Below are 8192 nucleotides of genomic sequence, written 5' to 3'. Positions count from 1 at the left end.
TTACCGAAAGCCCCCCAACCACGTTGGGGGGCTTTCGGCATTCCCGGGCACGAACACCCAAGCCGCACATTCTCTTTCACCCCGGGCCACCGCCGGCGAGGACCTGCAGTGCGCGGGAAGCCAGATGAAGATTCAGGCGTGTGTCGACGCTGCGGAGATCACGCCCGGTCAGTTCGTGAATGCGGGACATCCGGTATCGCAGGGTGCTGCGGTGGATCCGGAGTGCCTGCGCAGTCTCGTCGTACTTGCCTCCGCATTCGAGGTATTGGGCCAGTGTGGCCGTCATCGTGCTGCGGTGTTCCCGGTCGTAGTCGAGCAGTGGGCCGAGCCATTCCTGCACGAACGCCTCGACGTCGCCGGTGCTGCTGTGTGAGTCGAGGATGCGGTAGACGCCGAGTTCGTCGAACAGTGCCACGCCACGGGGCGAGAGCGACTGCTTTCTGATCTCGAGCGCCCGTATCGCGTGGGTGTACGAGTCGGGAAGGCCACTGGGGGAGATGCATTCGGATCCGACACCGATCACGCCCACCGCGGGACCGAGCGACTTCTCCAACGCCGTGAAGATGATGTTCACGTCTGTCTTCGCGTCCATGACGGCGGCCAGGACCCCGGTTCGGTGCTCGTTGCCGTGGACGAGGAGGGCCGACGAGTCGGTGGACGCCAGGTGACGCCGGAAGGACTCTGTGACGGACTCGACGGGTGTGTCCGGCGCCCAGTGGACCACCAGGACGCGTTGCGGGGTGTGCAGGTCGTAGCCGAGTGCGTCGGCCCGCGAGTAGGCGCTGTCGTCGTCCGTCCCGGCGAGCAGGTCGGCGCCCAGGTCGCGGCTCAGCCGCGCCTCCGCCTCGGCGAGTGATCTGCGATGCGCCATGTCGATGGCGAGCATCGTCGTGGCGGACTCCAGGGCGACCGTGTCGAGGTCGGTGGCCCGATGTTCCGGGTCGGACAGATACAGGACGCCCAGAAGTGTCTGGCCGGGCCGGACTATCTGCACGATCCGATTGTCGTGTCGCAGCGGGCGCCCTTCCATCGCGGCACGGCGCAGGACGTCGACTCGGTTCCCGCCGCCGGTCTTGCGGTACCGCGGGGCCTTGTCCGGGCCGGCCCAGACGCGGAGATTGCCGAAGGCGTCCTCGATCCCGACGGCGAGTCCGGTCACCTGGTGAAGTGTGTCGGCGATGGCGGACTCGTCGGCGCCGGTCGCGGCGAGGCGTCCGAACGTGTTGTGGATCCTCGCTTCCTCCTCGAGTCGCGCGACCCGCGCGCCGAGCGCGGTGATCTCGTCCGCGGCCTCGCGTAACTGACGTTCCTGTGTGGCTGCCCGGGAGCGGAGCGATGCGGCGCGCAGGGCCGACCCCGTGTGCTGAATCAACAACTCGAGCAGCGTGGCCTGCACCGGGGTAGGCGGGTAGTCGGCCCGTAGGGTGAGCGACACCGGCCTCGACCACGAATCGTCGAGCAGCACGCGGTGTCGCCAGACGTCGTCGTCGTGGCGTTCGCCCATCGGAGCCGACACGGGTTCGACCGTGAAGGGACCGACTTCGGGGAGAGCTTCGACCAGCAGGGCGAGGATCTCGTCCCGATTCCCGCAGTCGTGCATGTGCGCGGTGACGGCCAAGACCGCGGACAGGTTCGTCGCCCGCGGCGTGTGATCCACCCTCGGGTCTGGGGCTGCTTCCAGATCCATGGCTTGGAACTACCCCGTTTTGCGCCGTCGAAACCGGGACGCTGTCCGCTGAGGCCGGATTTCGGTGGATTCTTTCGTTCCGCCGTGACCATGTGGCGAGACGGATCAGCCGCCAATCTTGGTTACTGAGGGGTGGCACTATGACCCAATCCAATAATTGGCACGATCCCGATCTGAACATGATTCGCGATGTCGTCGCGCACACGTCGGACGGGTGCGAGGGCTGTCTCGCACTCGGTACCCGCTGGGAGCACCTGATGTTGTGCCTGACGTGCGGCTACGTCGGATGCAGTGACGGATCACCGATGCGGCACGCGCGACACCACGCCGAACGCAGCGGTCATCCGATCGTCCAGTCGCTCCACGCGGGGGACAACTGGCGCTGGTGCTTCGTGCACGACGCCCAGATCTGCACACCGTATCCGGCGACCGGGGCCCGGGTGGTCGCACCGAGCCTCGTGCCCGGACCGTCGGACGACCTCAGACACGGTCTCCGTATCGCGAAATCGCAGTGACGATCGCAGACCACACGGCGTCCGCCTGAACCTCGGGGGGAGCGTCGTCGAGCCAACGTGGGCGTACCAGGATTCCACCGGAACGCGGCGGCGTCGGAAGCGGTCCGGGAACTGCGGCGTAGGCGTCCGACGCCGACACCGGGGCGGACGAACCGTCGAACGAGGAATGGGACGTCTCCTCGTGCCCCCCGTGCCTGAGTTGGAGAACCTCCTGTCCCTCCCGTCCGCGCAGGAGGAAGAAGAGCAACGGGTCGTCGTCGAGCACCCACGCGGCCTGATACAGCACCGCGGCAGCGTGGCGGCACGGCACGTCCCACTCCTCGCAGGTGCACGTCGCGTCGGCATCGAACATCGACGGCACGAGGGACACGTCGACGGCAGCGAGGTCGTCGTCGAGTTCGCGGGGAAGCGTCCCACTCGACAACTGGGCGACGTGACCGCTCCGCGACGCGAGGGTCGCGAGCACCTCGCCCCACTGGCACTCGTCCAGCTGGTCCACCCGGATCCGCACGTGCAGGCTCTCCTCGTCCGTGTGCACGTCCGCGGAGACGAGCCCGGCCGCGAACGTGAGCGGACCGACCAGTCCGCCACGGGCGTAGGCGCGTCCGCGTTTCAGCGTGTCCGAGTCGAGTGCGGCCTGCTCGACATCGTCGACCCACCGCTGCGCCCACCAGGTCCGGCCGCGGGTGCGGCGGCCCTTCTGCGCCGGAAAGCGGGGAAGCGTGACGGCGTCGGTCACAGATCACCTCCGAAGTCGTAGTCGGGGCTCAGCGCCACCAGCCGGGTGAGTTCGCGATCGGTCAGTTCGGTGAAGGCGTCGGCGCCGTGCGACAGGACGGAGTCGGCGAGCTGCCGCTTGGACGCGAGCATGCCGGCGATGCGTTCCTCGATGGTTCCGGCGGTGACGAGCCGGTGGACGACGACCGGGTGGGTCTGCCCGATGCGGTACGCGCGGTCAGTGGCCTGGTCCTCGACCGCGGGGTTCCACCAGCGGTCGAAATGGACGACATGATCGGCCCGGGTGAGGTTCAACCCGGTGCCGGCGGCCTTGAGGGACAGGATCAGGACGGGGATGTCGCCGTTCTGGAAGCGTTCGACCAGTTCCTCCCGGGCGGGGACGGGCGTGCCCCCGTGCAGGAAGTCGCAGCCCACTCCTCGCGCCGTCAGGTGCCGCCGCAGCAGCCGTCCCATCGTGGTGAAGTGGGTGAAGACGAGCGAACGCCCGCCCTCCGACAGGTTGGTGTCGATCAGCTCGTCGAGCAGACCGATCTTGTGGGAGCGGCCGGTGAGCGCCGCGTGCTCCTGCCCGAGGTACTGGGCGGGGTGATTGCAGATCTGCTTGAGTCCGGTCAGCAGCGACACGATGCTGCCGCGCCGCCCGATGCCGTCGCTCGTCTCGATCTGCTCCATGGCCTCGCGCACGAGGGCCTCGTACATTCCGGCCTGTTCCGGGGTGAGCGTGACGTCCAGGTCGATCTCCGTCTTCGGCGGAAGCTCGGGGGCGATCCCCGGATCGGACTTCTTGCGCCGGAGGACGAACGGCGAGATCAACGCCGCCAACTCCGCCGCGCGGTCGGTGCCGTCCTCGGCGGCCGAGCCGTCGTAGCGGCGGCGGAACTGCGCGTACGGGCCGAGGAGGCCCGGTGTGACGCCGTCGAGAATCGACCAGAGGTCGCTGAGCCTGTTCTCCACCGGTGTCCCGGTGAGCGCGACGCGGGCCTGACCGGGAATCGTCCGCAGTGCCCGGGTGACGGACGCCCCGCGGTTCTTCAGGTGTTGCGCCTCGTCCGCGACGACCAGACCCCACACCGTCCGGGCGAGTACGTCGCAATCGAGCCGCATCGTCGCGTACGTGGTGAGGACGACGGTGTCGTCGCCGCCCGCGACCGTCTCACCGTGAGGGCGCCGCTTCGGACCGTGGTGGACGAGGACGCCGGTGCCCGGTGCGAAGCGTTCGATCTCCCGTCGCCAGTTCCCGAGCAGAGACGCGGGACAGACCACCAGCGTGGGCCCTGCCGTTTCCGGTGTCTGCTGGCGGTGCAGGTGAAGTGCGATGAGGGTCAACGTCTTTCCCAGGCCCATGTCGTCGGCGAGACAGGCGCCCAGGCCTCGTGACGTGAGCCCGGCCAGCCAGCGGAATCCGGTCAGCTGGTAGTCCCGCAACTGCGCGCGCAGGGCTGCGGGGACCGGCACGGCCTCCGGATCCTGGTCGGACAGCTCACGCGCCACCGCTTCGGCCGCTCCGTAGGAGTCGACGCGGACGTCCTCCTCGCCGCGCCGGGCCCGGCCGGTCAGCGACGCGCGGAGGGCCTCGATGGACGTCATCGTTCCGGTCCGCCGCTGGAGGGTCTTTCGTATCAACGCCGAGTCCGCGACGACATATCGGTTGCGCAGTTTCACGACGGCGCGCTTTGCCGTGACGAGCTCCTCCATTTCCTCGCGGGTCAGGACGTCGTCGCCCACCGCGACGCGCCAGTCGAAGTCGAAGGCGCGGTCGCCGCGGAAAGCGGCTGCGCCCTCTCGGGACCCGGGCTCGCCGAGGATCATGCGGGTCGAGGTGTGCGCGAGCAGTTCGCGCGGCCAATGGATCTCGACTCCGCGCTCACGCAGCCGACCGCCGGCGTCCCCGGCGAGGGACGCCAGGTCGTCGTCCTCGAGCCGGATGCGGTGCGGCGCCTCGGCTCGCAGCAGGTCTTCGAGCGGAGCCCAGTCCTGGGCCGCGCGGCGGAGGGCGTCGAGAACCTCGATCCGCGGGTCGGAGGCGAACGCGGACTCGGCGAGCGTCGGATGCCGCCACAGGTCGACGGCGTCGCACACCACCCCGGGCCGCGCGACACCGTGCACCTGGACCGTGGCGTCGAACTCGCTGTCCGAGAGGTCGACCGCGTGCGGATCCACGGGGTCGATCCGCAACGACAGCGCGATCGCATCGGGTGCCAGGGCGTCCGCCCACTCCTGGAGTGCGGGGGAGGTCTCGGCGTTCCATCCCCGGTAGGGGCCGGCGTCGGCCGGTGAGTCGAGTCGCGGGATCGTGTCGACGGCCGCGGTGAGGAAGTCGCGCAGCACGTCCACCGCGGCGGGGAGGCGAACTGCGGCGGCGGACGGATCCCCGAGCGGAATCGCGCGCGCTTCCGGTGGGAGCGCGGCGGCCAGCAGGCGCAGATGCGCTTCGTCCTCGTCGTCGAGGACGCCGAGCCGCCAGATGTCGTGGCCGCTGGGCGCAACCGAGGGAAGGACCTTGCCCGTCCCGACGTATCCGAGGGCGGTCCGGGTGCAGGCGGCCCAGAACGCGACCGATCGATGCGCTGTGTCGCCGGGGGACAGTGCCAGGAGCATCGGCAGCGCATCGGCGATCGAGATGGTCTGTGTCGGAACGCGTTCCACGGTGTTCCCGGTTGCCATCCGGGTGTGGGAATCGATACTCGGTGGCAGCGGACCGTCCGGGGAATCACGCCAGAACGCCAGGCGGGAGTCGCGCGGAGGATCGGAGGGCACGAAGGTGGCCGCACAGGCGGCGAGGATGGGCTCTGCTGTCACTACTGCGCCTTTCGCCTGGTTTACGGTACGCCGTACGTCAACGAGGCGGCGGGCGGAATTGTTCCCGGGCGCCGTGGGAAGATCTCGGCATGGGTAGAAGCGCGACACCGGAGGGCGACCCCGCCCGCACCATGGAGCTGCTGTGGGGTGGCGGCAGTACGCCGATCTCGCGCCCCCGCAACGGGAAGCCGGGCCTGACGCTCGACCGGATCGTCGAGGCCGCCATCTCCGTCGCGGATGCCGAAGGGCTGGACGCCGTCTCGATGCGCCGGCTGGCAGCCGAACTCGGCGCCGGGGCGATGTCGCTGTACACGCACGTTCCCGGGAAGACCGAACTGGTGGAGGTGATGCTCGATCGCGCGCTGTCCACACTCGAGCCGGCCGACGACACCGACACGGGGTGGCGGGAGCGTCTCGCGGCCGCCGCTCACGACTACTTCCAACTGCTGTGCGCCCACCCGTGGATGCTCGGCGTCGTCGCGCTGAGCCGGCCGGTCCTCGGGCCCGGCGGGATGGCCAAGTACGAGCGGGAACTGCGCGCGGTCGAGGGACTGGGACTGTCGGACCTCGACATGGATTCGGTCGTCACGCTCCTCGACAGTTTCGTCGCGGGCGCGGCGCGGGCCGCGGTGGACGCGGCAGCGCTCGCCGCCAAGGGGGAGGCGGACAGTGAATGGTGGCAGCGCGTCGCTCCGCACTTCGAAAAGGTCTTCGACCCCGACCGGTTCCCGCTGGCCGCCCGGGTCGGGGCGTCGGCGGGGGAACACCACGACGCCGCGTACGCGCCCGCCCACGCCTTCGAATTCGGGCTCGCCCGGCTACTCGACGGAGTCGGCGCCCTCATCGTCGACGGCGGAACCGGCGGGGAGTAGTTCGGCGGGAACGGCCAGCGTGGTCGGTTCGACACGGCCGCGCAGGGTGACGGTGTCGGTGAGTTGCCACCGCGTGCGTTCGTCCTCGGCTGCCGCGTCGATCGCCCGCTCGGACGCGACGACGTGTCCGGACACGTTCTTGGCGAGTTCGGACAACCGCGCCGCCTCGTTGACGGGATCGCCGATCACCGTGTACTCGAAACGTTCGTGGGCGCCGATGTTTCCGGCCACGGCGCGACCGGCCGCCACCCCGATTCCCGCATCGCACTCCGGTACCTCGGCGGTGAGCCGTTCGCGGAGGGTCCGAGCGGCGGCGAGTGCGGCACCTGCATGGTCGTCGAGCGCCACGGGCGCCCCGAAGATGGCCAGGGCGGCGTCACCTTCGAACTTGTTGACGAACCCGTCTCGCCGATCGACCTCGTCGACGACCACGTCGAAGAACCGGTTGAGCAGGTCCACGACCTCCGCAGGCGACCGGGTGGCCGCGATCGTGGTGGACCCGATGATGTCGACGAACAGGACCGCCACGTCACGTTCCTCGCCGCCGAGTTCGGGGTTGTGCCGCAGGGCCTGGGAGGCCACCTCCTGCCCGACGTGGCGCCCGAACAGGTCGCGGATCCGCTCACGTTCGCGGAGGCCCTCCGCCATCCGGTTGAACCCGGTCTGCAGCGCGCCGAGTTCGGTGCCGTCGTACACGACGACCTCGGCGTCGAGATCGCCCTCCGCCACTTTCGCCATGCCCAGCGACACCGAGCGGATCGGTGCCTCGGTGGCGCGCACACTGATCACGACCAGCAGCAGGCCGAAGAGCAGGATCACACCACCCAGCGCGAGGATCGAGACCGCGAGGCTGGTGGGGCTCGCCGGCCGGATGAAACTGAAGATCGCGATGAGCATCAGACCGAGCACCGGAACACCCGTCCCGAGGATCCACGCCAGTGCGGTGCGGCCGGTGATGCCGAGGGTTCGGCGGGGTCGCGGTCCGTCCGATCCCAGTGCCCGGGCGGCGATGGGGCGGAGCGCGAACTCCGTCAACAGGTAGCAGAACGCGCAGACCGTGATCCCGGCAAACGCAATCGTGAACGCGACCTTCGGAATGGTCTGGGGATCGATGATGCCGTACAAAGTCGTGAAGAAGACCAGCCCGATGCCCCACAACGCCGCCTGGACGCGCGTCAGGCGCCACGGTGCGCGAAACGCCGCCGACCGGTCGTGGTCCGTGGGCGCGTCGTCCTCCGTGGCCCACCGGAGATCCGACACCAGTCGCTTGGTGCCCCACGTCACGCCGATCAGGACCGCGCACAGCACGAACACGGGCACCGCGACGAAGTTGGCGATCATGAACTCGCTCGACCACACACTCGGGCCGGGGACGACGACACTGACGAGCAGGCAGGTGATCACCGCGCCGACCAGGTTGGTGAAGACCAGCGGGGCGGTCAGCAGCAGCTGGACACGGATACGCCGCCTGCGGGGACTCTCGTCCGGTGATCCGAGCAACCACGACCCCAGCGGGGCGACGGATCGGCGAGGGCGGCGCATAGTCATTCGAGACTAGTCGGCACGATCCCTTAGGGTGGG

6 protein-coding genes are annotated in these 8192 nt (G+C 69.4%); 2 read left to right on the top strand and 4 right to left on the bottom strand.

The genetic code is table 11. The features are described from left to right. Nucleotides 1–76: 76 nt before the first annotated feature. A complete protein-coding gene (locus AZG88_RS22120; RefSeq protein ID WP_061699047.1) occupies nucleotides 77–1687 on the bottom strand; it encodes a PucR family transcriptional regulator in 1611 nt (536 codons plus the stop codon). Between the two features lie 140 nt (nucleotides 1688–1827). Between AZG88_RS22120 and AZG88_RS22115 the strand changes: the two genes are divergently transcribed. Further along, a complete protein-coding gene (locus tag AZG88_RS22115) occupies nucleotides 1828–2202 on the top strand; it encodes a UBP-type zinc finger domain-containing protein (protein ID WP_009474161.1) in 375 nt (124 codons plus the stop codon). On the opposite strand, the gene AZG88_RS22110 is transcribed toward AZG88_RS22115, so the two are convergent. Together AZG88_RS22110 and AZG88_RS22105 are read right to left on the bottom strand one after the other, a co-directional pair. Beyond that, nucleotides 2168–2941 carry an SWIM zinc finger family protein gene (locus AZG88_RS22110; RefSeq protein ID WP_061045753.1) on the bottom strand — a complete coding sequence of 258 codons (774 nt, stop codon included), beginning with the start codon at nucleotides 2939–2941 and terminating at the stop codon, nucleotides 2168–2170. The two genes, AZG88_RS22115 and AZG88_RS22110, sit on opposite strands and share 35 nt — an antisense overlap. Next, nucleotides 2938–5739 (bottom strand): DEAD/DEAH box helicase, encoded by a 2802-nt coding sequence (locus AZG88_RS22105; RefSeq protein WP_061699046.1) that lies wholly within the window; start codon nucleotides 5737–5739, stop codon nucleotides 2938–2940. The genes AZG88_RS22110 and AZG88_RS22105 overlap by 4 nt, the downstream gene beginning before the upstream one ends. Nucleotides 5740–5828: 89 nt before the next feature. Here AZG88_RS22105 and AZG88_RS22100 point away from each other — a divergent pair, with 89 nt between their 5' ends. Continuing rightward, entirely contained in the window at nucleotides 5829–6611 is a 783-nt protein-coding gene (locus AZG88_RS22100) for a TetR/AcrR family transcriptional regulator (protein ID WP_005248363.1), read from the top strand. Here the strand turns inward: AZG88_RS22100 and AZG88_RS22095 are convergent. Further along, nucleotides 6558–8153 (bottom strand): adenylate/guanylate cyclase domain-containing protein, encoded by a 1596-nt coding sequence (locus AZG88_RS22095; protein ID WP_061045756.1) that lies wholly within the window; start codon nucleotides 8151–8153, stop codon nucleotides 6558–6560. The genes AZG88_RS22100 and AZG88_RS22095 overlap by 54 nt on opposite strands. Nucleotides 8154–8192: the final 39 nt, after the last annotated feature.

The organism is Rhodococcus sp. LB1 (genome assembly GCF_001583455.1).
Taxonomy (GTDB): Bacteria; Actinomycetota; Actinomycetes; order Mycobacteriales; family Mycobacteriaceae; genus Rhodococcus_F; species Rhodococcus_F opacus.
Note: the sequence above shows the minus strand (reverse complement) of the source record. Positions and strands in the feature narration are given on the sequence as shown.

Bases quoted from the DNA above. Each gene is read 5' to 3' on its own strand.
- AZG88_RS22120 (WP_061699047.1), bottom strand. From the start codon at position 1,687: ATGGATCTGGAAGCAGCCCCAGACCCGAGGGTGGATCACACGCCGCGG.
- AZG88_RS22115 (WP_009474161.1), top strand. From the start codon at position 1,828: ATGACCCAATCCAATAATTGGCACGATCCCGATCTGAACATGATTCGC.
- AZG88_RS22100 (WP_005248363.1), top strand. From the start codon at position 5,829: ATGGGTAGAAGCGCGACACCGGAGGGCGACCCCGCCCGCACCATGGAG.
- AZG88_RS22095 (WP_061045756.1), bottom strand. From the start codon at position 8,153: ATGCGCCGCCCTCGCCGATCCGTCGCCCCGCTGGGGTCGTGGTTGCTC.